This window comes from Acidovorax sp. LjRoot117 (assembly GCF_964252695.1).
GTDB lineage: Bacteria > Pseudomonadota > Gammaproteobacteria > Burkholderiales > Burkholderiaceae_C > Acidovorax.
The window spans coordinates 125,572-148,700 of sequence record NZ_CAXUPO020000008.1 but is presented as its reverse complement, the minus strand read 5'-3'; the positions used below and the strand labels follow the sequence as shown (position 1 = coordinate 148,700).

Here is a 23,129-nt window from a genome sequence, read left to right as displayed (position 1 = left end):
CGGAGGGGGTGGTCAGCGTCCCACGGGCCGCAAAGGCCAGGTCAGCACCAGCCACAGGGCCGTCAGCCCCGCCGTCACCGCAAACAGGCCCGGTGCCCCCGCCCACTTCACCAGCGCGCCGCCCAGGGCGCCACCGGCAAACAGGCCCAGCGACTGCAAGGTGTTGTAGCTGCCCAAGGCCGCGCCGCGCAGCAGCGGCGGCGCCATGCGCGAGACCAGGCTGGGCTGGCTGGCCTCCAGTGCATTGAATCCGCAAAAGAACACGAAGAGCAGCGGCCCCAGCACCCACAGCGTGGCCGGCATGCCGCTGGCGGCCAGCGCACCCAGGCCCACCTGCACCAGCAGCACCAGCGCAATGGCGCCCAGCAGCGCGGCCCGCAGGCGCCCCGCCCGTTCCAGCGCGAACAACCCGCCCATCGCCGCAAACGACAGCACCACAGCGGGCAGGTACACCTGCCAGTGGTGGTCCTTGGCCAGGCCCGCCTGCACCAGCATGGCCGGCACGGCCACCCACATCGACAGTTGCACCGTGTGCAGCACGAAGACGCCCAGGTTCAGGCGCAGCAGATCCGGGTGGGCCCACACATCGGCCAGGCGGCCGCGGGGGGCGTTCTGGTGTTGCAGGGGCTCGTGCGGCACCCACCACAGCACCACCGCGATGCCTGCCAGGGCCAGGGCGCAGGTCAGGCCGAACAAACCCGCCAGGCCGATGTGGGCCGTCAGCACAGGAGCCGCCACCAATGCCACGGCGAACATCAGGCCGATGCTGCCACCCACCAGCGCCATCGCCTTGGTGCGCACCGCGTCGCGCGTCTGGTCGGCCAGCAGCGCCGTCACGGCGGCAGACACGGCACCGGCGCCCTGCAGCGCACGGCCCACCAGCAGCCCGGTCAGGGAGTCGGCCAGCGCCGCCAGCAGGCTGCCGGCAGCGAACACCAGCAGCCCGAGCACGATCACGCGCTTGCGGCCCCACCGGTCGGATGCCATGCCCAGCGGCAATTGCAGCATGGCCTGCGTGAGGCCGTAGATGCCCATCGCCAGGCCCACCAGCGCCGGATCGTCCCCACCGGGATATTTGCGGGCCTCCAGCGCGAACACGGGCAACACCAGGAACAGGCCCAGCATGCGCAGCGCGAAGATGAGTGCCAGGCTGAGGCTGGAGCGGCGCTCCAGCGGGGTCATGGTGGAAGGTGTCACGGGCGCGGAAGCGGCGGTTGGCAAGGGCTGGGGCACGTCGGGGCGCACGGATGGGGGCGTGGGTGAAAGCAAGCGAAGCCGCGATTTTCGCCCATCGCCTCGCGGGGGCTTCCAAACCGGTCTGGACCGGGGCTGATTCACGCGGGTTGTGTGCCCCAAATGCCCGCTGCTGCGTGCGGGGCTGGTGACAGGCGTGTGCTGTGGCGGTGGCCGCAAGCATCCTCTCTTGCACCACATCCGCGCGGCGGGCCCGTGCCGAGCAATGCGGCCCGCTGGCCTGCGTGTCGACGTCTCTTCAGGCGGCATGCGCAGCACGCGGCACGCGCATCCGGCTACCGTCCCTCCATGCCGCACCCCCTGGCTGTCAGCATGGGTGCGGCGATGGTGCTGCGCCTCAGCCGGCGCGGCGTTGGCGGTATCTCACTCCCAGCCAGCCGACGATGGACGCCATGAGGGCCAGCGCCCAAGGGTTGTCGACAGGGATTCCCACAGCGCCGCTTCCAGGTGCAGCCAGGGCGGGCGCGAACGGGTCGCGGATGGTGCCCAGCGCAGAGTCGGAATCGCCGACGCCGTTGTCGGTCACTGTGTAGACCACCGTACGGCGGTCGGGGCTCAAGGTGGCGCCGGTCCAGGCGAACCAGGTGGAGGTGAGCGCGCCGGGCGTGGCTGGCCCGAGCTTCCAGAACTGCACACCTGCCGGGAGGGGATCCGGATAGTTCAGCGTGAGGGTGACATTGCTCGTGCAGCCTGTGGCGAGGAATTGGAAGCCGCCATGGGGAAGCGTATAGCCTCCCGGTGTACTGCCAGGCGTGATGAACGCTGTGCCGCCGCTGTTGAGCGTACAAGCGGCGCCGCCGCCCGACAGGGTGGCCGTGGCCAAGCCTGCCATGCCTGGCACTGTCCCGGACACTACCAACTGCGCATTCACGGCAAAAGTGCGGGTGACTTGTGTCGCTGCCAGATAACTGCCGTTGCCCGCCTGGTCAGCATTGATGGTGCAGTTGCCCGCCGTCAAGAAGGTCAGCGCACCGCCGGGAGTGATGGAGCAGGAGCCCGGCGAGCCGGAGGTGAATGTCGGTGACAAACCAGAGTCGGAGGTGGCTGTCAGCGTGGGGGTGGTCCCGAAGTTCTGCGTGCCCGGGTTGGTGAAGGTGATGGTCTGGACGGCTTTGGGCGTGACGGAGTTGGAGGCCGCGGAAGCCGCGCCCGTACCAGCTGCGTTGTCCGCCGTCACGGTGAAGGTGTAGGCCTGGCCGTTGGTCAGGCTCGTGACCACGATGGGTGACGACGCGCCGCTCACGGGTGCCACGTCTGGCGGGTTGGCGGTCACGGTGTAGCCGGTGATGGCAGAGCCCCCTGTATTGGTGGGCGCCACGAACGCCACCGACACCTGGGTGTCGCCCGCCGTGGCGACCACGGATGTGGGGGCGGCCGGCACAACGGGGCTGACCGTGAAGGAGCGCGAAACCTGGGGGGCAGCCAGGAAGCTGCTGTTGCCCGCCTGGTTGGCGTTGATGGTGCAGGTGCCGGCCGTGACGAAGGTCAACACCCCTGCGGAGGTGATGGTGCACACACCCGTCGTGGACGAGGTGAAGGTTACCGGCAGCCCCGAGGTGGAGGAAGCGCCCCCGCCCAGGGTGGACAGGTTCGGGCTGGTGCCGTAGGTCTGCGTCCCCGGATTGGCGAAGGTGATCGTCTGTGGCGCCGCCGGCGTGACCGAATTGGAGGCCGCCGAGGCCGGCCCCGCGCCCGCGCTGTTCGTCGCGGTGACGGTGAAGGTGTAGGCCACGCCGTTGGTCAGACTGGTCACGGTGATGGGTGAGCCTGCGCCGGTGCCCGTTATCCCCGTCGGACTGGAGGTGACGGTATACCCTGTGATGGCGGCCCCCCCGTTGCTGGCCGGTGCGCTGAAGGTGACCGATGCCTGGGTGTCGCCCGCCGTGGCGGTACCGATGGTAGGTGCGCCGGGCACGATGGCGTTGACCGTGAATGTACGCGGCACCGTGGTGGCCGCGTTCCAGGTGCCGTTGCCGGCCTGGTCCGCATCGATGGTGCAGGAGCCTGCCGTCACGAAGGTCAGCGTGCCGCCGCTGGTGATGGTGCACACGCCTGTGGTGGACGAGGTGAACGTCGGTGTCAGGCCGGACGAGGCGGTCGCCGTCAATGTGGGCGAGGTGCCGAAGCTCTGCGGGCCTGGGTTCGCGAAGGTGATCGTCTGGTTGCCCTTGGGCGTCACGGAGTTGGATGCGCCAGACGCCGTGCTGGTGCCCACGCCGTTGGTAGCCGTGACGGTGAAGGTATAGGCCGTGCCGTTGTCGAGCCCGGTGACTGTCGCGGTACAGGCTGCAGGCCCCGCGCATGTGCCAGTGGCCCCTCCCGGGTTGGCCGTGGCGGTGTAGGTCGTGATGGCGGAGCCGCCGTTGCTGGCCGGCGCGGAGAACGTCACGGAGGCTTGGGCATCGCCCGGCGTGGCGGTGCCGATCGTGGGGGCGCCTGGCGCGGTGAGGACGTTCACCGTGTGCGTGCTGCCGCCGTTGTACGCGGGTATGGAGTTGCCCACACCATCAATGATGTTGATGCCCCCATTGAGGTTGACCTTGAGGGTGCCCGTGCCACTGATCCCGGCGATGTTCACGTCGACGGTTGACCCGCTGCTTGCGGACACGCTGGCGATGCTGCCGGATGCCGAGCCCGTCCCCACGAGCATGAAGTCGTCGGTGGAAACGTTGGCCACGGACTCGCTGAAGCTCACCGTGAAAGCCATGCTGGTGGCGCCGCTGCCGGGCGACCCGTTCACCGCGATGCTGCTGACGAACGGCGCGATGTTGTCCACGGCGGCGTTGGTGGTGTCACCCGTAGTTGTCACATTGCCGGCGTTGTCCTGGGCGGTAACGACGACGTTGCGGTTGTTGGCAGCGATGCCCCCTGCCACGATGGTGTAGGTCGCCGTCCAGGTGCCGCTGCTGTTGGTGGCCGGCACCGCGGCACCGCCGCCGAACTGGGCGAAGTTCACCGTCACGCTGCTGATGATGTCGGTGTTGTTGTCGCCGCCGGCCGTGTTGTCCCACGTGGCCGTGACGGTATCGCCGATCCGGTAGGCGCCCCCAATGCCCGAAGCACCACTGATGTTGATACTGCCGTCCGTAACGGTGAGGGCCACGCTGTCCACCGTGGCGTTGGTGGTGTCGGCCGTGGTGGTGCTGCCGCCGGCATTGGTGGCGGTGACGCTGACATTGCGGTTGATGGCGTCAATGGAGCCCGCCGTGATGGTGTAGGTGGCTGTCCAGGTGTTGCCGCTGTTGGAGGCTGTCACGGCAGAGCCGCCGCCGAACTGGCTGAAGTCGACGGTCACGCCCGTGATGCCGCTGTTGTTGTCGCCACCGGCGGTGTTGTTCCAGGTGGCGGTGACGGTGTCGCCGATCTTGTACGCGCCGCCGGTGCCCGAGGCACCGGAGATGCTGATGCTGCCGTCGGTCACTATGGGGACGGGCCCGATGGCCCCCTGGATGGTGAAGTTGCGGAATTCGAAGTAGGACTTGGTACTGGGCGCGGTGTTCGTATCGAATACGAGCTTGAACGCCTTGAGCTTCACACCCGCAAAACTGCCCAGCTGGGCCGGTCCGAACGTAAAAGTCTCGCTGCCACTCGCTGAGCCATTGATGATGGTCGATGCCACCGTGCTGTTGTTCGGCAGGATGCCGATCACTTGCACATTGGTGAATTGTCCGGGGGCGTATTCCCCCGCGACCAAGCCCGTGAGTTCGAAAGCCCCAGTGTAGGTACCGTCCGCGCCGACCTGGAAATAGGTGCCTGTCGTGCTTGCGTTGAAACCGCTCTGTAGATATGCGGGTTTGGATCCTCCAGCGAAGATGCTGATGTTGCCGACAGGGCTTCCGCCGATGTCCCAGCCGGTGACGATGAAGTCCGTGGAAGTGAGGTTGGTGGCGTTATCCGTCCAGCCCGTCGAAAAGGTCTTGGTGCCGCTCGATGCCACCAGCACATGCGAGAAATCCTTCAAGGCCTTGTCCGAGAACGCCACGGTGGTTTCGATGCTTCCGCGCACCACCTCCAGGTTCCAGTCGCCACCCAGCGCGGGGCTGCCCGTGAGGTTGCTGGAGGCCGCCACGTCCAGGTCGGTGTCCTGCCGAACGATGTCCAGCAAGGCGCTGCCCTCCGAACTGGCTGCCAGGTCGCAGCCATAGAAGAGCAGATCGGCACCGGGTCGCACCGCCTCGCGCAGCGCGGACAGCGCAGCCAGTTCCTGGTGGGCATTGTCGGGCGTGATGCGGCTGCTGCCCAGCAGCAGCACGCCGGCGCTGGCGTGCGATACCACGTGGATGGCCGCCAGGTTGCGATGTCCGCGCAGGGCATCGGCCAGCTGGGGTAGGCCGGGCAGCGAGGGGTCGATCTCCACGGCCACCACGCCGGGCTTCAGTCCCCGGTACAGCGTGGCCTTGTCGGCGACGGAGCCGTCGATGACCACCAGTTCGGTGGCCACTGGTTGCTGCAGGATATCCAGGGTGGCGATTTCGGTCGGTGCAGCGGCATGCCGGGCCGGCGGCTTGGCCTTCTGGGGCGCTGTGAAGGCGGAGCTCAAGGCATCTATCTGCAGACGCGCATGGCTGCGAGGCTGATAGCCCCCACGCATCAGGTACCCCCCGGCCGAGGTGGCCGCGGCGTGGGCTGCAAAGGGAAACAGCAGCGTCGAAAGGCTGCTGAGCAGGGCACGGTTCATGGGGTGTCCTCGGGAATGTGCGCATTGGGAACGTTGGCCCGGCGGGGGGCGACGATGCTGGCCGAGGTACCGGTCTGGTCTTGCCAGAAGTCCATGTCCTGGTACTTGGCGAACAGGTCCGGCGGCAGAATGCTGCGGCGCGGCTTGAACGCGACCTTCTTCTTCACGTCATGCAGGCCTTTGACGCCGAGGTTCTGGTCGAACTCGTTCTCGGAATACTCGACGTTGTCGAAATCATGCTGGAAGGACTCTTCCCCGAGAAAACGGTAGATCAGCTCCAGCGTGCGTTGGGGATGCTGCGTGAGGAGGTCGTAGTCCACCAGCAATAGCCGGTCGGAAAACTCGCCGTAGTAGGCTTCCTTGAGCGCGGTCCAGGCGCTGCCCACGGAGCCGCCCGCAGACATCATGACCTCGCAGCGCGAGTAGACCGTGTGCCGGCTCCCCGCGTTGTACATGCGGCTGTAGTCGAACGGGTTCTTGCGGTGGATGACTTCGAAGCTGTCCATCACCCAGGCGGGGTTGCGCACGCAGCAGACCATCTTGAAGCCGCCCACCAGCTCGGCCAGCTGGTGCATGCGTGCCGTCCAGTGGCGGTTGGTGTCAAAGATGACGGGCTCGGTCTTGTCAGCGTAGTAGGCATCGATCAAGGCGCGGCAGATGGCCTTTCGCTTGGCCGCGTCGAAAAAAGCGTAGGACTCGCTGCCTGCCCCCATCTGCTCCAGCACGCCGTTGACAAGGCCTGCCACAGGGCTGCTCATGGCCGCGTGAAAGCGCGGGTTCTGGCGCAGGATGCCTGCGAGCAGGGTGGAGCCCGAACGTGGAAGGCCGGAAATGAAATGCAGGGTATGCGGCATGTGGCAATGGGGGGCAGTGGACGCTTGCCGGGCGACTGCTCGTCGGTCAGTCGCCCGTCGCGTCGCGGGGCTGCGTCAGTTGCGGGCGGGGAATTCGCCTCGCAGCGCGATGCAGTAGTTCAGCACCAGGAAGGGCTGCCTGTTTTCGTGGGGCGTCGTCCCGCCGCTGGGCAGCAGCGTGTTGGGCGCCATCGGGGCCGAGGGGGTGCCGCCTGTCTGCATGTACTGGATGACACCGCTGCCTCCGCGTGCATCGCGGCTCAGGTAGCTGTTGCTGTCGGGTGCTGGCAGGGTGCCGATGTTGTTCATGCCGGTGATCTGGTGGTTGTGCATCGGCATTTCGGTGGACAGCAGCGTCACGCTGTCGGACCCTGCGATCTCGCCCCAAAACCATTGGCTCAGGCCCGGGCTCTGCCCGGGAGAGACGATCACGCGGCCTTGCAGGTCGGGCAGTCCGAACGTGGTCTTGCCGTCCCCTCCGTACGTGGTGCCCAGTATCGAGAACAAGGCCGTGTTGCTGGTGATGGGCAGCACCTGGCCGTTGCACAGCGCCCAGTCCTTGGGCGCGAAGCTGAAGGGAAATGCCCGGATTTCTCCAATGAACTGATCCATACGATTCTCCTGTTGCTCAGTTGCGGCTGGGGAAAATGCCTTCGAGGGCAATGATGTAGTTGATGGCCATGCTGGGCATGATGTTGTCGTGCGGCTGGCTGCCACCCGCGACCGTCACGGCAGTGGGCGCCATGGCCTGGGGCTTGGGGTCGGTGCCGGGCACCGGGCCGTAGAGGTTGTCGGTGCCGGTCTGCGCGAACAGCATGCCGCCCGCCCGGGCGCTGGTCGCCGTGGCGGAGGTGGCGTTGAACGTGTGCGTGTGCTGGGGCAACTGCTGGGTGAGCAAGGTGACGCTCTCGCTGCCGTACAGCTGCGACACCACGCGGGGGGTCAAGCCCAGGCCCGTGCCCTGCCCGACCGGCACCCGCCCGCACAAGTTCGGCAGGGCGAAAGTGTTCTGGCCGTCGCCCCCATACCGGATGCCGATGAGCACGTAGAGGGTCTGGTATTCACTGATGCTGAGCAAGGCTCCGTTGCACAGCGCCCATCCCCGCGGCGCGAAGTTGCCGGCAAAGAGACGGATATCTCCGACATAGCTTTCCATGGTGGGTCTTTCAGTCAGTCGTTCAATTGCGGGAAGGGAAGACACCGGTCACCGCGATGCAGTAGTTCAGCACCAGGGACGGCTGGCAGTTATCGTGCGGCTGGCCTGCGCCTTCCGTGCTGACGCAGCCAGGCGCCAGCGCCTGCACGGGGCTCGAGGCATCTGCATACAGGTTCACGGGATTGCCCCCTGCGACAGCCGAGCCGACCAGGGCGCCGGTGAATTCGGCGCTGTTGGCATTGCCTGCGGACGCCATCACGGCGTGGATGTGCGCGGGCATCTCACTCGCTACCAGACTCACTGTCTCCGAGCCTCCCAGGCTGCCGTACGGAGTAGCCTGCGCGGCATGCCGCACAGACCGTCCGCGCAGGTCCGGAAGCTGGAAGTTGGTCGTGCCGTTGCCGCCGTAGGTGACGCCCAGCAAGGTGAACAGGGCCTGGTTGGTGCTGATGGCCAGCGTCTGCCCTTGGCACAGCATCCAGCCCTTGGGCGGCCATTCGTAGGGCAGGAGGCGGATTTCTCCGAGGTAAGGGGTTGCCATGGGGCTCAGCCTTTCGTTATGGTGGAAATGAACGAGGGTTTCGCGCGTGGGTCTTCATGCGCTTCACGAGGGGAGAGGGCGCCACAGCATCCGCCATTGAACCGGTTGCTGCTCGGTGGCTTCGAACCCCAGCGCCAGGTACAGGCGAAGGGCGGGTTGATTCAGAGGGTCCACGGACAATGTGACAGCTTGACGACCCATCTCGCGCGCCTGGGCCTGCACCTGCCGGACCAGCGTGCGCCCATGGCCGCAGCCGCGCGAGTGCGGCGCCACCGCGAGGTCCACGATGTGCAGCGTGTCGTCGTCATCGTCGAGCACCAGGGCGCCGATGGGTTCGTGGCCGGCCAGCGCGATCAGTGTGCGGGCCTGCGGAAAGCGGCGTCCGTAGTCTGCCTGCCGGAAGGCGTACTGCTGGTCCACCAGCGCTTGCAGCGCGGCCGGCGGAAGGCCCAGTGCATGCAGGTGTGCGCAGTGCGAATCGAAAAGCGCGCGCAGGAACGGCGCATCCTGCGCGCCGCCCGGGCGCGTGTGCAAGAGCAGTGGGGACTGCGTATCAGCCAGCATTTGCCACCTCGGGTTCGGGCGCTGCCTGCTCCGCCGGGGACACCAGCGCCCGGTGCAGCGAAGACAGCCGCTGCGCAATGGCCCGGGACTCGGCGGCATCGAACACCGCGGCCTTGGCGCTGCCATCCGGCTGGAAGCGGATATCCGGAAGCTTGGCGTTGCGCTGCATGCGCTGGGCGATCCGCTGCTGGCCTTGAGCATCGCAGCGCAGGCCGAACATCCCGGCGACCTGGCGCACGGTGTTGCCGTTCAGCTGGCGGTAGTCGATGCAGGTGGTGTGTGGCTCTGCAGGGAGCGCCAGCATGCTCTCCATCAGGCCGTGGAGCACGCGGATGCGGTGCTCCAGCACCGAGGCATTTGCGGACACCATGAACACCGGCGCCACGCCGGCGAGCGAGGGGTCCCCCGACATGTGCCGGCCCGCCTGCGCGTGGTGGGACGCGAGGATTTCCACAGGATCGCGCACCAGCGCCACGATGGGGACGGCGGGGTACGCACTGCGCAGCATCCGTGCATGGAAGATGTCCCACGCATTCCACTTGATGACCACCCGGCGGCCTGGAAAAAGGCTGGCCTTCACATCGATCAGGCATTCGACGCCAGCGCGCTTCTCTTCAGGACTCAGCGCTGGGTCGACCAGCACCTCGGTGAGCACCGGGGACTCGGAGAAGACTGCCGCTTCGTCCAGCTCCGACAGGCAGCCGGACAGCAGCGTGGAGCCGCAGCGCGACAGGTGAAGGATGAACCCCGCGGGCCGGGCCCGGGGCACCCGCCGGGCGCAGGCCGCCAGGGCGCGCAAGGAGGTCCGGGGCGTGATCAGCTGGTTCAGCGTGGTGCTTTGCCAGCAGCGGCTCAGGTACTCGTCGTGGAAGGGTTCGGTGGGTGCGCCATCGGGCAGGCACCAGTGCAGGTGCTGGCCGCGAGCGTGGTAGCTGCGGGGCAGCCAGATCCCAGCCATGCCGGCAGCCACCTCGTCGGGCAGGTTGTCGCGGTTCAACGCGTCGAGGGCCTGCAGGATGTCCGCGTCGCTGTGGCCGCCTGCACCCCAGAGGCCCCGCAGCGCAGCCAGCAGGTCCACCACGGACCGGGCTTGCCGGCACAGCGCCAGCTGCTGCGGCGAGCCGAGCAGCGTGTGGTAGGCGTGCCGCAGGTCAAGCACCGAACGCACCTTCCTGGATGCGGCGCACCAGCCACGGGTTGGCCACGCAGTCCATGACCAGGTGCGTGCGTGCCGCCCGGCTGCGATTCACCACCGCGTGCTCCTCGTCGGCGTTGAAGTACCAGAACTCGCCTTCGCGCATGGGCACTTCCTGGCCTGCGACGAGGAAATGCACACCAGGATGGGTCCAGACCGGCACATGCAGGCGCGCCTCGCCGCAGCCCAGGTGCAGGCCATGGTCCCGGTGGGGCTTGATGCTGGCGCCCGCATGCAGCCGCATCAGCCGCGCGGACTTCAGCGGGCACTCCAGCCGGGCCATCAGTTGCCGGATGGCAGGGCAATCCTGCAGTACCGGCAGGTCGTTCCAATCGCGGGCTCCGTCGTTCAGGGCAAAGCCCTGCAGGATGGGGTGCGCCGCGACATGCTGGCTCTGGCAGCGCAGCGGCAACACGTCCCATGCGCCGTCGTAGTCACCCCGGTTGACGTGGGGCAGCCAGCTGCGTGCCATCAGCTGCGAGACTTCATCCTGCAGCGCGGTGATGGGCACGGGTATGCGCAGGCGCGAGAACAGCGGCCCGCGCACTCCCTGCGCCTCGGCGGGCGCGGCCGCAAGGGCCATGGGCATGCTCATGGCAGCGGCACGTGATCGGCTTCACGCGGGAGATGGGCTTGGACTACGCGCTGTACGATGGTGGGCATCGTGTCTTGTGAAGGCTCCAGCAAGGCCAGCATCCGGCCCACGCAGGCATCGATGGAAAGCTGGTCCGTGCGCAGTGCAAGGTCGGGTGCGAGCGGGGGCTCGTAGGGTGAGTCGATGCCCGTCAGGTGTGACAGGGCGCCGCTGCGTGCCTTCTGGTACAGGCCCTTGGTGTCGCGCTGCTCGGCCACTGCGAGCGGTACATCCACGAAGACCTCCAGGAAGTCGCCGGGTGCGAACAGGTCCCTGGCCGCTTGGCGCTCCGCGCGGAAGGGGGAGATGAAAGCCACCAGCACCAGCACGCCCGCATCGACGAAGAGCCGCGCCACCTCGGCCACGCGGCGAACGTTCTCCACGCGGTCCGCGTCCGAGAACCCCAGATCCTTGCACAGGCCGCGCCGCACGTTGTCGCCGTCGAGCACATAGGTGCGCCTCAGGCCCCGGTGAAGCTCCACTTCCAAGGCGTTCGCCAGCGTGGATTTGCCCGCACCGGACAGCCCGGTGAACCAGACCACCCGCCCGCCATGCCCGGCCAGTTGCTCCCGGTCTTCACGCAGCACGCTGAAGGTCTGAGGGGTTACTGCGGATTGACGGTGGAGATCTTGGGGTGGCATGAGAACGTAACAGGCATTGCGAGCGTTGCAAACAAGGGCGCAGGGGGTGTGTGCGTGAATATGTGCGAATCCACTTGCACACACAAGAAAAAAAATGACAGGTGTTATTTTTCTTGTGCGACACGTGCACCGACGGACCCCTGTGCTGTCAAACAACGGTGCGGTTAGAGGCCCCGTCCATGTCAATCCCGCGAGTCCATGGCACGCAGGAGGGCCGTGACCTATCATGGTCGGTTTTCCTGCACCAGGCCCCACCCGTGACCGACCACACCGCCCCGTCACCCGCCACACCTGATGACGGCACGTACCTCGCCCGCGCCCTGCGCGAGCAGCGCATCAGCATCCGCGGCGCGCGCACGCACAACCTCAAGAACATCGACCTCGACATCCCCCGCAACCAGCTGGTGGTGATCACGGGGCTGTCGGGGTCGGGCAAGTCGAGCCTGGCGTTCGACACGCTCTATGCCGAAGGCCAGCGGCGCTATGTGGAGAGTTTGTCGGCCTATGCGCGGCAGTTCCTCGGGCGGCTGGACAAGCCCGATGTCGACCTCATCGAGGGCCTGTCGCCCGCCATCAGCATCGAGCAGAAGGCCACCAGCCACAACCCGCGCTCCACCGTGGGCACGGTGACCGAGATCCACGACTACCTGCGGCTGCTCTATGCCCGCGCCGGCACGCCCTACTGCCCCGACCACGGCCTGCCGCTGGCCGCGCAGACCGTGAGCCAGATGGTGGATGCCGTGCTGGCCCTGCCGGAAGACACCAAGCTCATGCTGCTCGCGCCCGTGGCGCGCGAGAAGAAAGGCGAGTTCACCGAGCTGTTCGCGCAGATGCAGGCGCTGGGCTACGTGCGCTTTCGGGTCGACGGCCAGATCTACGAACACGAGAACCTGCCTGCGCTCAAGAAAACCGAGAAGCACAACATCGACGTGGTGATCGACCGCATCAAGGTGCGGGCCGACCTGCAGCAGCGCCTGGCCGAGAGCATCGAGTCGGTGTTGCGCGTGGGCGGGCACGAGGGCAACGGCCGCGTGCTGGCGCTGGAGATGGACACGGGGCAGGAGCACCTGTTCAGCAGCAAGTTCGCCTGCCCCGTGTGCAGCTACTCGCTGCCGGAGCTGGAGCCGCGCCTGTTCTCGTTCAACTCGCCCATGGGCGCGTGCCCTGCGTGCGACGGCATCGGCCAGCGCGACGTGTTCGACCCGGCGCGTGTGGTGGCCTTCCCCACGCTGAGCCTGGCCAGCGGCGCCATCAAGGGCTGGGACCGGCGCAACGGCTACTACTTTGCGATGCTCGAGAGCCTGGCCAAGCACTACGCGTTCAACATCGAGGCGCCGTTCGAGTCGCTGCCCGCGCCGGTGCAGAACGCCATCCTGCACGGCTCGGGCGACGAAGAAATCGCCTTCAGCTACATCATGGACAGCGGCGCCTCCAAGGGCAAGGTGTATGCCAAGAAGCACCCGTTCGAAGGCATCATCCCCAACATGGCGCGGCGCTACCGCGAGACCGATTCGGTGGTGGTGCGCGAAGACCTGGCGCGCTTTCGCAGCACCCAGCCCTGCCCCGAATGCCACGGCACCCGCCTGCGCCGCGAAGCCCGCCACGTGCGGCTGGGCGAGGGCGAGCAGGCCCGCGCCATCTTTGAAGTGAGCCACGCCACGCTGAACACCGCCCATGCCTGGTTCAACGACCTCAAGCTCACTGGCGCCAAGGCCGAGATCGCCGACAAGGTGGTGCGCGAGATCGCCACGCGCCTGCAGTTCCTGAACGACGTGGGGCTGAGCTACCTGAGTCTGGACCGCAGCGCCGAGACCCTCTCCGGCGGCGAGGCGCAGCGCATCCGCCTCGCGTCCCAGATCGGCTCGGGCCTCACCGGCGTGATGTACGTGCTGGACGAGCCCAGCATCGGCCTGCACCAGCGCGACAACGACCGCCTGATCGCCACGCTCAAACACCTGCGCGACATCGGCAACAGCGTGATCGTGGTCGAGCACGACGAAGACATGATGCGCGCCGCCGACCACGTGATCGACATGGGCCCCGGCGCGGGCGTGCACGGTGGGCGCGTGATGGCACAGGGCACGTACGACGAAGTGCGTGGCAACACGCAGTCGCTCACCGGCCAGTACCTGTCGGGCGTGCGCTCGATTGCCGTGCCCCCGCGCCGCACGCCCTGGCTGCCGGTGCTCGAGCAACAGGCTGCGCCCGTGGTGGAGGCCAAGGCCAAGTCGCGCTTTCCGCAGACCGAAGCCAGCAAACGCCGCGCCGAGCGCATGGCCGAGCACCACGCGCGCCAGGGCGCCCTGCAGGCGCTGCGCGTGGCAGGCGCCACGGGCAACAACCTCAAGAACGTGACGGTGGACTTTCCGGTGGGGCTGCTCACCTGCGTGACGGGCGTGTCGGGCTCGGGCAAGAGCACGCTGGTCAACGACACGCTGTACGCCGCCGTGGCCCGCCAGCTGTACCGCGCGCATGAAGAGCCCGCCGCGCACGACGAAATTGTGGGCATCGAGTATTTCGACAAGGTGATCAACGTCGACCAGAGCCCCATCGGCCGCACGCCGCGCAGCAACCCGGCCACCTACACCGGCCTGTTCACCCCCATCCGCGAGCTGATGGCCGAGGTCAACACCGCCAAGGAGCGTGGCTACGGCCCCGGGCGCTTCAGCTTCAACGTGGCCGGGGGCCGCTGCGAGGCCTGCCAGGGCGACGGCGTGGTGAAGGTGGAGATGCACTTTCTGCCCGACGTGTACGTGCCCTGCGACATCTGCCACGGCCAGCGCTACAACCGCGAGACGCTGGAAGTGCTGTGGAAGGGCAAGAACATCGCGCAGATCCTGGAGCTGACGGTGGAAGACGCCGCCGCCTTCTTCAAGGACGTGCCGACCATCGTGCGCAAGCTGCAGACGCTGCTGGATGTGGGCCTGTCGTACATCCGCCTGGGCCAGGCGGCCACCACGCTGTCGGGCGGCGAAGCGCAGCGCGTGAAGCTGGCGCAGGAGCTCAGCAAACGCGACACGGGCCGCACGCTCTACATCCTGGACGAGCCTACCACCGGCCTGCACTTTGCGGACATCGACCTGCTGCTCAAGGTGCTGCACCAGCTGCGCGATGCGGGCAACACCATCGTGATCATCGAGCACAACCTCGACGTCATCAAGACCGCCGACTGGCTCATCGACATGGGTCCGGAGGGCGGGGCCGGCGGCGGCACCGTGGTGGGCGTGGGCACGCCCGAGGACCTGGCGGCCAACCCGGCGAGCCACACGGGGCAGTACCTGGCGCCTTACCTGAAGTCCGCGAAATCTGCGAAGTCCGCGTCCAGTTTGTCGTGACGGATTTGTGCCGGCGGCGCTCGACCAGCAGGCGCAAGCAGCTATCGAATCAGTAGCAATCGCCTGCGTACCTCATCGCGCCAACAAGCGCGCCACCAGCGGGTCCAGCGAGGCCATGAAGGCGTCCACCGCGCGGGTGTAGCCGCTGTCCAGGCCCAGCTCGCCGTTGATCTCGCCGTGTTCGAGCGGCTCGGGCAGGACCTCGGCGCGCACGCCCAGGGTGGCGGCCTGGCGCGCCATGGCCTCGGCCTGCAGGCAGGGCTGGTCGGGGCGCTCGGTGGAGCACACGAGCTGGTAGGGCGGAGCGCCGGCCACGAGCTGGTGGAATGGCGACAGCAGCGTCCAGGTGGACGGGTTCGTGCCGAAGGCCTCGTCGTACAGGCGGGCATGCGGCGCGGCCATGAGGCGCGGCACGTTCAGCACCGCGCTGTCCAGCGACACCGTGCCCAGCCAGGGCCAGGCGCCCTGGCGCTGCGCGAACGCGGGCTGCGCGTTGATCAGCGACACCAGGTGGGCGCCCGCCGAGTGGCCCATCAGGATGAAGCGGCCGGGGTCGGCGCCCCATCCGGGCGCGCGCTGCTGGGCTGCGGCCAGCGCCTGGGCCACGTCGTAGGCCTGCTGCGCGACGGGGGTGTCGGGCAGCATGCGGTAGTTGATGGAGACGAACACGAAGCCACGCGCCAACCAGCGCGCCACCTTGTTCTCCACGACCTTCGGCATCGCCTTGTCGCCGGTGCGCCAGGCGCCGCCGTGCACCATGAAGATCACCGGTGCGCGCAGGCCGGCCGGGCGCGCGTCCGCGGGCGGCAGGTACACGTCCATGCGCTGGCGCGCGTCGCTGCCGTAGGGCAGGTCGGGCAGCTTCTGCACGCCGGCGGGCAGTGGCGCCGGATTCTGCAGCGCGCGCTCCAGCAGCCGGGCACGCAGGCGGTCGCCGGGCGTGGCGGGCGCGTCGGAGGCCTGGGCATGCACCGGGGCATGGGCCAGCAGGGCGGCGCAGGCCAGCGCACACAGCAGGGCTGGGGCAGAGCGGAAGAAGGTGGCGGCAGACATGGTGGACAACTCCGAAGAAGAAGAAGGGATGCCTGCATGGTGCGGCTCCCGGCCAGGCTGCGGGTTGCGCCACCGTGCCAAGTGATGACAAGGTATGACATCGCCGCCACAGGCCGTCACCGCCTGTCATGATCCGCGCATGAACGATGCACGCGCCAAGATCCTCGTGGCCGATGACGAGCCCGACCTGCGGGCCCTGCTGCAGCGCTACCTCGGCGACCAGGGCTATACCGTGCGCACGGTGGACGGCGCGGGCCCGCTCAACGTGCTGCTGGCGCGCGAGCGCTTCGATGTGCTGGTGCTCGACGTGATGATGCCGGGCGAGGACGGACTGGCCATCTGCCGGCGCCTGCGCGCGCAGGGCGAGACCATTCCCATCCTGATGCTCACCGCGCGGGGCGACCCGGTGGACCGCATCGTCGGGCTGGAGATGGGCGCCGACGACTACCTGCCCAAGCCCTTCAACCCGCGCGAGCTGCTGGCGCGCATCCAGGCCATGGTGCGGCGCCAGCGCCTGCTGGGGGCCCACGCCGGGCCGCGCCAGGCGGGCGGGCAGATCGCGTTCGGTGGGTTCACGCTGTGGCTGGACGAGCGCCGGCTCACGCGCGAGGGCGCCGACGTGCCCCTGACCACGGGCGAGTTCGCGCTGCTGCAGGCCCTGGCCCGGCAGCCGCACCGGCCGCTGGGGCGCGACCGGCTCATCGCGCTGGCCTACGGCCCCGACCACGCGGCCACCGACCGCAGCATCGACGTGCAGGTGATGCGCCTGCGCAAGCTCATCGAGGCCGACCCCGCGCAGCCGCGCCACATCCGCACGGTGTGGGGCGTGGGCTATGTGTTCGTGCCCGACGGGGCTGCGCCGCAGGGTGCGGGCACCACGCCATGACGGCGCCGCACATCCCGGCCGCGCACATCCCGGCCGCGCATATTCCGGCCCCGCCCGCAGCGCCCTCAGCAGCGCCCGCCCGCCGCCGCAGCCCGTGGCCGCGCAGCCTGCTGGGGCGCAACCTGCTCCTGATTGCCGCGCTGGTGGTGCTGGGGCAACTGGTGGCGGTGGTGCTGGTGCGGCAGATGATCCTGCAGCCCCGGGTGGCGCAGGTGGCCGATGGCGTGGCGCGCAATGTGGCGGCGCTGAGCGCCGGGCTGCAGGCCCTGCCCGCAGGCCAGCGTGCCGCGTTTGTCGAAGCCTTCAACCTCAAGGCAGCGCAGGCAGCCCAGGCGGTGCCGACGTCTCAGCCCCGGCGCGCCCTGCTGTCGCCGCTGGAGCGGCAGTTCGTGCAGGCCGTGGCGCGGCGGCTGGAGGGCGGCGGCACCGCGCCGGGCGGCGAGGCCGTGTGGCGGCGCGACAGCACGGGCGTGCTGTCGCTGCGGGTGGTGCACGACGGCACAGCCTACTGGCTGCACCTGCCCAGCGTGTTCCCCACCCGCGAGTTCACGGGGGCCTGGCTGCTGGCCACGCTGATCAGCGTGCTGCTGGCGTTGTGGGGGGCCTGGTGGCTGCAGCGGCACATCAACCGCCCGCTGGGCCAGGTGGTGGGGGCGGCGCAGCAGCTGGCGCAGGGCCAGGCCCCTGCCGCCCTGCCCGAGGACGGGCCCGACGAGATCGCCACCGTGGCGCGCAGCTTCAACCAGATGGCGCAGAGCCTGGCCGCGGCCGACCACGAGCGCGCGCTGATGCTGGCGGGCGTGTCGCACGACCTGCGCACGCCACTGACCAAGCTGCGGCTGGGGGTAGAGATCGCAGGCCCCGGCCTGGATGCGCCGCTTGCGGCCAGCATGGCGCGCAGCATCGACGAGATGGACGGCATCGTCGGCCAGTTCCTGGACTTTGCGCGGGTGGGCGAGGCCGAGGCCGCCGCCATGGCATCGCTCAACGACCTGGCCCGGGCCGTGGCCGAGGCGCAGGCAGACCATGGCCGCAGCCTGCGGCTGGAGCTGGCCCCGCCCGCGCATTTGCCCGATGTGCCCGTGCGCCCGCAGGCCCTGCGCCGTGCGCTGGACAACCTGGTGGAAAACGCGTGGCGCCACGGCGCGGCGCCGGTGGTGGTGCGCACCGGCACGGCGGGCGCCACGGCCTGGATCGAGGTGGCCGACCAGGGCCCGGGCATCGCGCCCGAGGCACTGGAGCGCATGCGCGAGCCCTTCGCGCGCGGCGGTGGCGCGGCGCGGTCGGGCGCACCGGGGGCGGGGCTGGGCCTGGCCATCGTGGACCGGGTGGCGCGCAGCCATGGCGGCCGGCTGGAGCTGCGCACCGCACCGGGCGCAGGGCTGTGCGCGCGGATCGTGCTGCCGCTGGCGTGAAACGGAGCGGGGAGTGCGTGGGCTGGCAGGCGGGGCATCCCGTGCCCTGTTCCTTCACTTCTCATGGGGAGAATCACAGCCAAAATGGCTGCTACCGCTTGTTGGATAATCGCTAGCAGCTATTAATTCAATAGCATTTGCCATGCGTGCCATGCGTGCCATGCGTGCCATGCGTGCCATGCGTGCCATGCGTGCCATGCGTGCCAGCGTACGCCCCGGCCCGCCGCACCACGCGCCCGCTGGCCGTCGTCGCGCTACCGTGCAGGTCACCGGTGCCGCTGCTTCCGCAAGCCCCGCTGCCCGCTCACCCCGGCGTCTTCTTGAGCTTGCGGTACAGCGTCTGGCGGCTGATGCCCAGGCGGCGCGCGGCCTCGGACATGTTGCCGCGGGTGGACTGCAGGGCTTGGTCGATGGCGGTGTGGGACAGCTGCTGCAGGTTGAGTGGCGCGGGCGGGGGCCCGTCGTCGTCTGCGGTGGCCGGGCCGGTGGGCCAGGCCGTGGGCCCGCTGCCTGCGTGTGCGTGTTCCTCTTTCTGTTCCTGCGCCGCCAGCGCCTGCGCCAGGTCGTCCGGCAGATGGTCCCAGCGCAGCGTGTCTTCGCCGTCGTCGAGCATGGCGCAGGCGGTGCGCAGCACGCTGGCGTACTGGCGCAGGTTGCCGGGCCAGGGGTAGCGCGCCAGGCGGGCCAGCAGGTCGGGGGCCAGCTGCAGGCTGCGCGGCCGGCCGGGGCAGGGGCTGGGTCCTGTGGTCGGTGTGGCCAGCGAGCTCAGCAGCTGCTGCGTCAGCGCCAGGAAGTCGGTGCGCTCGCGCAGCGCGGGCAGCTGCACCGTCAGGCCGTTGATGCGGTAGTACAGGTCTTGCCGAAAGCGCCCTTGCTCGGCGGCCTGCATCAGCTGGCTGTGCGTGGCGCTCACCAGCGCAAAGTCCACCGCAAAGGACTTGCCCGCGCCCACCGGCGTCACGCTGCGCTCCTGCAGCACGCGCAGCAGGCGGGTTTGCATGGCCAGGGGCATGTCGCCGATTTCATCGAGGAACAGCGTGCCGCCGTGGGCCTCGCGCAGCCGGCCCGCGCTGCCCTCCTTGCGCGCGCCGGTGAAGGCGCCGCCCACATAGCCGAACAGCTCGGCCTCGATGAGGTTCTCGGGGATGGCGCCGCAGTTGATGGCCACGAAAGGGCCGTCGCGCCGCGGCCCGCTGGCGTGCAGCGCGCGGGCGAACACTTCCTTGCCCACGCCCGACTCGCCCTGGATCAGCACCGGGATCGGCTTGCCCACCACGCGGCGCGCCTTGTCGGCGGCGCTGCGCCAGCGGGCATCGCCCGTGTCCAGCTGCGCCAGGGCATCCACGGCCTGTACCGGTGCCGCCGCCTCGGGGGCTGCGACTGCGCCGCGGGCCGACGCCAGCGTGGTGCCCGGCCACGCTGCGGGGTCCCTCTGCACCTGCGCGAACAGCAGGGCACCGCCGGGCAGGCGCACGGCCTGCGGCTGCTGCGGGCGGCGCTGGTGGTGCGACAGCAGGTCGTCCAGCCGCGCGTCCACCACGCGCTCGAGCTCGGTCGCGCCGACATCGCTGGCGCACAGCCCCAGCTGGGCCAGGGCTGCGCGGTTAGCGCCCACGATCCAGCCGTCGCCCGACACGGCCACGATGCCTTCGGCCACGCTGCCGATGCCTTCGGGGTCGCGGTGCAGGTGCAGGCGGATGTTGCGCTTGCAGGCGGCGGCCAGCAGGCGGTTTTCGATCATGCGGGCCGCGGTGCTGACCAGGCCCAGCGTGTGCGCGTGCCCCTGGCGGTAGTCGCCCGAGATGTCGAGAATGCCCAGCAGCTCGCCGGTGGCCGACAGGATGGGCGAGGCCGCGCAGGTGAGAAAGCTGTTGCGCTCCAGAAAGTGCTCGCCGCCGTGCACCTCCACGGCCGTGCATTCGGCCAGCGCGGTGCCGATGGCGTTGGTGCCCCGGTGCGCTTCGTGCCACGACGCGCCGCTCGTCAGCGCCACGCGCTCGGCCTTGCCCACGAAGCCCGGGTCGCCCAGCGTGTGCATCAGCATGCCGCGGCGGTCGGCCAGCACCACCACGCTCTGGCTGTGGCGCACCTGCTCGAAGAGGTATTCCATCACTGGCCGTGAATGCGCCAGCAGCTCGGGGTTGCTGGCCAGCGCATGGCGCAGCGTGCCGCCACTGGCGTGCTCCACGCGCGGGGCGCGCCCGGTGGGCGCGAGGCCAGCGGCCATGCTGCGGCCCCATGAGCGGGCCAGGCGCTCGTCCAGCAGGCCGCTGGGGCACTGGCCGAACTCCAGCAGGTGCTGGCGGGCCTGTCGCAAGGCGACAAGGGGCGGGGTGGTGGCGGAAGAACGCACGCGCTGGTCTCCTGTGCAGGCGTCTGGTGCACCCGCTGCGGCCAGTATGGCGCCCCCACCGGGCCGGGGCAAGGGCGCGGGCCTGCCGCGCGGTGCGGGTGTTCCATTTCGTGACAGGTGTGGCGTTGCGGAACACGGCGGGCGGGCACGGTGTGACGGTCCGGACAGTGCTCCGACAGAAAAATCTCCATGAAATCAACGGCCCGCCGCGTGCCAGGCGCTGGCATGCGTCTTGAGTAGGGGAGTGCATCGGAGCGGCCCGCGCGGCCGGCCGATGCCTCACACAACATCCCTGGAGACAACGCACATGACCGTATACGCAGCCCCCGGCACCGCCGGCGCCAAGATCGCCTACCAAGCCCGGTACGACAACTTCATCGGCGGCCAGTTCGTGGCCCCGGTCAAGGGCCAGTACTTCGACGTGATCTCGCCGGTGAACGGCAAGGTCTACACCCAGGCCGCGCGCTCCACCGCTGAAGACATCGAGCTGGCGCTGGACGCCGCCCATGCCGCTGCCGATGCCTGGGGCAAGACGGACGCCGCCACGCGCAGCAACATCCTGCTCAAAATCGCCGACCGCATCGAGCAGAACCTGGAGCTGCTGGCCTATGCCGAAACCGTGGACAACGGCAAGGCCATCCGCGAGACGCTGAACGCCGACATCCCCCTCACCGTGGACCACTTCCGCTACTTTGCGGGCTGCGTGCGCGCGCAGGAAGGCGCGCTTTCCAACATCGACGAGAACACCGTGGCGTACCACATCCAGGAGCCGCTGGGCGTGGTGGGCCAGATCATTCCGTGGAACTTCCCCATCCTGATGGCCGCGTGGAAGCTGGCCCCGGCGATCGGCGCGGGCAACTGCGTGGTGCTCAAGCCCGCGGAGTCCACGCCGATTTCCATTTTGATCCTGGCCGGGCTGATCGCCGACCTGTTGCCGCCGGGCGTGCTCAACATCGTCAACGGCTACGGGCGCGAGGCGGGCATGCCGCTGGCCACCAGCAAGCGCATCGCCAAGATCGCGTTCACCGGCTCCACCAGCACCGGCCGCGTGATCGCGCAGGCCGCCGCCAACAACCTCATCCCCGCCACGCTGGAGCTGGGCGGCAAGAGCCCCAATGTGTTCTTCGCCGACATCATGGACAAGGACGACGCTTTCCTGGACAAGGCCATCGAAGGCCTGGTGCTGTTCGCGTTCAACCAGGGCGAGGTCTGCACCTGCCCGTCGCGTGCGCTGATCCAGGAAAGCATCTACGACAAGTTCATGGAGCGCGTCTTGAAGCGCGTGGCCGCCATCCAGCACGCCAACCCGCTCGACACCGACAGCATGATGGGCGCGCAAGCCAGCAAGGAGCAGCTCACCAAGATCCTGTCGTACCTGGACCTGGGCAAGCAAGAAGGCGCCGAGGTGCTGGCCGGCGGTGGCCAGGCCCACCTGGGCGGCGACCTGGAAGGCGGCTACTACGTGCAGCCCACGCTGTTCAAGGGCCACAACAAGATGCGCATCTTCCAGGAGGAAATCTTCGGCCCCGTGCTGGCCGTGACCACCTTCAAGGACGAGGCCGAGGCCCTGGCGATCGCCAACGACACGCTGTACGGCCTGGGCGCCGGCGTGTGGAGCCGCAACGGCAACGTCGCCTACCGCATGGGCCGCGCAATCAAGGCCGGGCGCGTGTGGACCAACTGCTACCACGCGTACCCGGCGCACGCGGCGTTCGGCGGCTACAAGGAGTCGGGCATCGGGCGCGAGACGCACAAGATGATGCTGGACCACTATCAGCAAACGAAGAACCTGTTGGTGAGCTACTCCGAAAACAAGCTCGGGTTCTTCTGAGGGGTGGCGGTCCAAAAACCGTCCCTGGCGTCGTTGCTCCGTCTTGCCGTAGCGTTGCTACTGTCTGCGACGAAGACGCCTAGGGACCCGCTGCACGAATCATCGCGCCGTGTGCATCTGCGGTCTCGGGCGGCCTGCGGCGTTGCAAATACTCGCAATAGCTACGGCTATTGCTGCGTCTTGCGCCTTGCACGCCATCCCGATCCGCAGCGCACACTTGGCAGCTCGATCCGTGCAGAGGATCCCTAGCCAGGAACGGTTTGTGAACCGCTGCAAGCGCTGCTGCCGGCTCGTTGTTCCAACTTGCCGCGTTTGCTTTTGTGCATCGCACGTTGGAGACACCCATGGTCGACAAAGTCATCGCCACCCCCGCCGCGCTGGAGCTGGTGGCCTTTCTGCAAGCCAAGCATGGGCCTGACCTCATGTTCCACCAGTCGGGGGGCTGCTGCGACAACAGTGCGGCCAACTGCTATCTGCCCGGCGAGATCACGATGGGCGCGGGCGATGTGTATCTGGGCGATATCGGCGGCTGCCCTTTCTACATTGGCCGCGCGCAGTACGAGACCTGGAAGCACACGCAGCTCATCATCGACGTGATCGAGGGCACGGGCGGGACGTTTTCGCTGGAGGGGCCCGAGGGCAAGGCGTTCCATACGCGCTCTCGGGTGTTCAGCGATGCGGAGCTGGCTGCGCTGGGCATCGAGCGCGGCGTGGCGGGCGGTTGAGGGGGCGGATTTTA

17 protein-coding genes are annotated in these 23,129 nt (G+C 68.6%); 5 read left to right on the top strand and 12 right to left on the bottom strand.

Translation table 11 applies throughout. The features are described from left to right. Positions 1 to 12 precede the first annotated feature (12 nt). The 10 genes from ACSQ3D_RS19665 to cysC all read right to left on the bottom strand — a co-directional run bounded on the left by ACSQ3D_RS19665 (position 13) and on the right by cysC (position 11,517). Positions 13 to 1,182 (bottom strand): MFS transporter, encoded by a 1,170-nt coding sequence (locus ACSQ3D_RS19665; protein ID WP_436128051.1) that lies wholly within the window; start codon positions 1,180 to 1,182, stop codon positions 13 to 15. 409 nt (positions 1,183 to 1,591) lie between these two features. Beyond that, positions 1,592 to 5,932, bottom strand: coding sequence for a DUF4347 domain-containing protein (locus ACSQ3D_RS19660; RefSeq protein WP_436128005.1), 4,341 nt, complete (start codon positions 5,930 to 5,932; stop codon positions 1,592 to 1,594). Next, on the bottom strand, positions 5,929 to 6,786 hold the full coding sequence (locus ACSQ3D_RS19655; protein ID WP_436128004.1) for a sulfotransferase: 858 nt from the start codon (positions 6,784 to 6,786) through the stop codon (positions 5,929 to 5,931). Before ACSQ3D_RS19655 ends, ACSQ3D_RS19660 begins: the two co-directional genes overlap by 4 nt. Positions 6,787 to 6,861: 75 nt before the next feature. Next, positions 6,862 to 7,398 (bottom strand): phage tail protein, encoded by a 537-nt coding sequence (locus ACSQ3D_RS19650; RefSeq protein ID WP_056411036.1) that lies wholly within the window; start codon positions 7,396 to 7,398, stop codon positions 6,862 to 6,864. Positions 7,399 to 7,414: 16 nt separating this feature from the next. Then, a complete protein-coding gene (locus ACSQ3D_RS19645) occupies positions 7,415 to 7,942 on the bottom strand; it encodes a phage tail protein (RefSeq protein WP_436128003.1) in 528 nt (175 codons plus the stop codon). 22 nt (positions 7,943 to 7,964) lie between these two features. Further along, positions 7,965 to 8,483, bottom strand: coding sequence for a phage tail protein (locus tag ACSQ3D_RS19640; RefSeq protein WP_056411040.1), 519 nt, complete (start codon positions 8,481 to 8,483; stop codon positions 7,965 to 7,967). 63 nt (positions 8,484 to 8,546) lie between these two features. Continuing rightward, positions 8,547 to 9,047: a GNAT family N-acetyltransferase gene (locus ACSQ3D_RS19635; protein ID WP_436128002.1), complete on the bottom strand. Its 501-nt coding sequence runs from the start codon at positions 9,045 to 9,047 to the stop codon at positions 8,547 to 8,549. Next, positions 9,037 to 10,206 (bottom strand): sulfotransferase family protein, encoded by a 1,170-nt coding sequence (locus ACSQ3D_RS19630; RefSeq protein WP_436128001.1) that lies wholly within the window; start codon positions 10,204 to 10,206, stop codon positions 9,037 to 9,039. The genes ACSQ3D_RS19635 and ACSQ3D_RS19630 overlap by 11 nt, the downstream gene beginning before the upstream one ends. Then, positions 10,199 to 10,837: an aspartyl/asparaginyl beta-hydroxylase domain-containing protein gene (locus tag ACSQ3D_RS19625; protein WP_056411051.1), complete on the bottom strand. Its 639-nt coding sequence runs from the start codon at positions 10,835 to 10,837 to the stop codon at positions 10,199 to 10,201. Before ACSQ3D_RS19625 ends, ACSQ3D_RS19630 begins: the two co-directional genes overlap by 8 nt. Next, positions 10,834 to 11,517, bottom strand: a complete 684-nt coding sequence (gene cysC, locus ACSQ3D_RS19620) for an adenylyl-sulfate kinase (RefSeq protein WP_436128000.1) — start codon at positions 11,515 to 11,517, stop codon at positions 10,834 to 10,836. The genes ACSQ3D_RS19625 and cysC overlap by 4 nt, the downstream gene beginning before the upstream one ends. A gap of 257 nt (positions 11,518 to 11,774) precedes the next feature. Between cysC and uvrA the strand changes: the two genes are divergently transcribed. Further along, a complete protein-coding gene (gene uvrA / locus ACSQ3D_RS19615; protein WP_436127999.1) occupies positions 11,775 to 14,852 on the top strand; it encodes an excinuclease ABC subunit UvrA in 3,078 nt (1,025 codons plus the stop codon). A gap of 72 nt (positions 14,853 to 14,924) precedes the next feature. Here the strand turns inward: uvrA and ACSQ3D_RS19610 are convergent, their stop codons facing one another. Further along, positions 14,925 to 15,905, bottom strand: coding sequence for an alpha/beta hydrolase (locus tag ACSQ3D_RS19610; RefSeq protein WP_436127998.1), 981 nt, complete (start codon positions 15,903 to 15,905; stop codon positions 14,925 to 14,927). Between the two features lie 139 nt (positions 15,906 to 16,044). Between ACSQ3D_RS19610 and ompR the strand changes: the two genes are divergently transcribed. Further along, positions 16,045 to 16,791, top strand: a complete 747-nt coding sequence (gene ompR / locus ACSQ3D_RS19605) for an osmolarity response regulator transcription factor OmpR (protein ID WP_436127997.1) — start codon at positions 16,045 to 16,047, stop codon at positions 16,789 to 16,791. Next, positions 16,788 to 18,206: an ATP-binding protein gene (locus ACSQ3D_RS19600; RefSeq protein ID WP_436127996.1), complete on the top strand. Its 1,419-nt coding sequence runs from the start codon at positions 16,788 to 16,790 to the stop codon at positions 18,204 to 18,206. The genes ompR and ACSQ3D_RS19600 overlap by 4 nt, the downstream gene beginning before the upstream one ends. Positions 18,207 to 18,510: 304 nt before the next feature. Here ACSQ3D_RS19600 and ACSQ3D_RS19595 read toward each other — a convergent pair whose 3' ends face one another. Beyond that, positions 18,511 to 20,559 carry a sigma-54-dependent Fis family transcriptional regulator gene (locus ACSQ3D_RS19595; protein WP_436127995.1) on the bottom strand — a complete coding sequence of 683 codons (2,049 nt, stop codon included), beginning with the start codon at positions 20,557 to 20,559 and terminating at the stop codon, positions 18,511 to 18,513. Positions 20,560 to 20,866: 307 nt separating this feature from the next. On the opposite strand from ACSQ3D_RS19595, the gene exaC reads away from it, so the two are divergent. Continuing rightward, complete coding sequence (exaC, locus tag ACSQ3D_RS19590; RefSeq protein ID WP_436127994.1) at positions 20,867 to 22,390, top strand: acetaldehyde dehydrogenase ExaC; 1,524 nt, start codon at positions 20,867 to 20,869, stop codon at positions 22,388 to 22,390. A gap of 344 nt (positions 22,391 to 22,734) precedes the next feature. Next, positions 22,735 to 23,115 carry a DUF779 domain-containing protein gene (locus tag ACSQ3D_RS19585; protein ID WP_436127993.1) on the top strand — a complete coding sequence of 127 codons (381 nt, stop codon included), beginning with the start codon at positions 22,735 to 22,737 and terminating at the stop codon, positions 23,113 to 23,115. Positions 23,116 to 23,129: the final 14 nt, after the last annotated feature.

What these genes read in the sequence shown, in the direction of transcription:
- ACSQ3D_RS19665 (WP_436128051.1), bottom strand. Translation starts at nt 1,182, where the DNA reads ATGACCCCGCTGGAGCGCCGCTCCAGCCTCAGCCTGGCACTCATCTTC.
- ACSQ3D_RS19660 (WP_436128005.1), bottom strand. Translation starts at nt 5,932, where the DNA reads ATGAACCGTGCCCTGCTCAGCAGCCTTTCGACGCTGCTGTTTCCCTTT.
- ACSQ3D_RS19655 (WP_436128004.1), bottom strand. Translation starts at nt 6,786, where the DNA reads ATGCCGCATACCCTGCATTTCATTTCCGGCCTTCCACGTTCGGGCTCC.
- ACSQ3D_RS19650 (WP_056411036.1), bottom strand. Translation starts at nt 7,398, where the DNA reads ATGGATCAGTTCATTGGAGAAATCCGGGCATTTCCCTTCAGCTTCGCG.
- ACSQ3D_RS19645 (WP_436128003.1), bottom strand. Translation starts at nt 7,942, where the DNA reads ATGGAAAGCTATGTCGGAGATATCCGTCTCTTTGCCGGCAACTTCGCG.
- ACSQ3D_RS19640 (WP_056411040.1), bottom strand. Translation starts at nt 8,483, where the DNA reads ATGGCAACCCCTTACCTCGGAGAAATCCGCCTCCTGCCCTACGAATGG.
- ACSQ3D_RS19635 (WP_436128002.1), bottom strand. Translation starts at nt 9,047, where the DNA reads ATGCTGGCTGATACGCAGTCCCCACTGCTCTTGCACACGCGCCCGGGC.
- ACSQ3D_RS19625 (WP_056411051.1), bottom strand. Translation starts at nt 10,837, where the DNA reads ATGAGCATGCCCATGGCCCTTGCGGCCGCGCCCGCCGAGGCGCAGGGA.
- cysC (WP_436128000.1), bottom strand. Translation starts at nt 11,517, where the DNA reads ATGCCACCCCAAGATCTCCACCGTCAATCCGCAGTAACCCCTCAGACC.
- ACSQ3D_RS19610 (WP_436127998.1), bottom strand. Translation starts at nt 15,905, where the DNA reads ATGTCTGCCGCCACCTTCTTCCGCTCTGCCCCAGCCCTGCTGTGTGCG.
- ompR (WP_436127997.1), top strand. Translation starts at nt 16,045, where the DNA reads ATGAACGATGCACGCGCCAAGATCCTCGTGGCCGATGACGAGCCCGAC.
- ACSQ3D_RS19600 (WP_436127996.1), top strand. Translation starts at nt 16,788, where the DNA reads ATGACGGCGCCGCACATCCCGGCCGCGCACATCCCGGCCGCGCATATT.
- exaC (WP_436127994.1), top strand. Translation starts at nt 20,867, where the DNA reads ATGACCGTATACGCAGCCCCCGGCACCGCCGGCGCCAAGATCGCCTAC.
- ACSQ3D_RS19585 (WP_436127993.1), top strand. Translation starts at nt 22,735, where the DNA reads ATGGTCGACAAAGTCATCGCCACCCCCGCCGCGCTGGAGCTGGTGGCC.